Genomic DNA, 1019 nt, shown 5'->3' with positions numbered 1-1019 from the left:
CGGCGTCGCGCTCGGTCGCTCGGCTCACCGGGCGGTCACAGCGCGAGGCGGTCGCGGACGACGTCCGCGAGGTCGTGCGCGACGCGGTCGGCGTCCTCCTGCGTCGCGGCCTCGACCATGACGCGGACGAGCGGCTCGGTGCCCGAGGGGCGCAACAGCACCCGGCCGGTGGCGCCCAGCTGCTGCTCGGCACGCTTGACCGCGTCAGCCAGCGGGCCGTCGTCGGTGCGCGCCTTGTCGACGCCGTTGACGTTGACGAGCGTCTGCGGCAGCCGGCGGACCACGCCGGCGAGGTCGTCGAGCGGCCGGCCCGTCGCCACGACGCGCGCGGCCAGCTGGAGCGCCGTCAGCACGCCGTCGCCGGTCGTCGCGTGCTTCGCCATGATGATGTGGCCCGACTGCTCACCGCCCAGCGAGTACCCGGAGGCGCGCATCGCCTCGAGCACGTAGCGGTCGCCGACTCCGGTCTCGACCGTCGCGATCCCGGCGGCCTCCATCGCGAGCCGCAGCCCGAGGTTGCTCATGACCGTCGTGACGAGGGTGTCGTCGACGAGCTCGCCGCGGTCGCGCAGCGCGAGCGCGAGCACTCCCATGATCTGGTCGCCGTCGACGAGGACGCCGAACCGGTCGACCGCGAGGCAGCGGTCCGCGTCGCCGTCGAAGGCCACGCCCAGGGCAGCGCCGGAGGCGACGACCGCGGCCTGCAGCTGCTCGGGGTGGGTCGAGCCGCACTTCTCGTTGATGTTCCGGCCGTCGGGCGAGGCGTTGATGACGACGACGTCCGCCCCGGCCTCGCGCAGCGCGGCCGGGCCGACCTCGCTCGCAGCGCCGTTCGCGCAGTCGACCGCGATGCGCAGGCCCGCGAGCGGGGTGTCGATCGTGCCGACGAGGTGGTCGACGTAGGACGCGCCCGAGCTGCCGGTGTCGACGCGGATGCGGCCGACGTCGCCGCCCAGGGGCCGCTCCCAGTCCTCGCCGATGCGCGCCTCGATGGCGGCCTCGAGGTCGTCGTCGAGCTT

At 74.9% G+C, this 1019-nt stretch carries 1 protein-coding gene; it reads right to left on the bottom strand.

From position 1 onward, the window contains the following. Window positions 1-35: 35 nt before the first annotated feature. On the bottom strand, window positions 36-1019 hold a 984-nt coding region (locus tag D1825_RS00055), incomplete at its 5' end, for a phosphohexomutase domain-containing protein (RefSeq protein WP_118765544.1).

The sequence above is a fragment of the Cellulomonas rhizosphaerae genome (genome assembly GCF_003470205.1).
In the GTDB taxonomy this organism is placed as follows: Bacteria; Actinomycetota; Actinomycetes; order Actinomycetales; family Cellulomonadaceae; genus Cellulomonas; species Cellulomonas rhizosphaerae.
The sequence above is the reverse complement of the archived record's forward strand: the minus strand, read 5'-3'. Positions and strand labels throughout refer to the sequence as shown.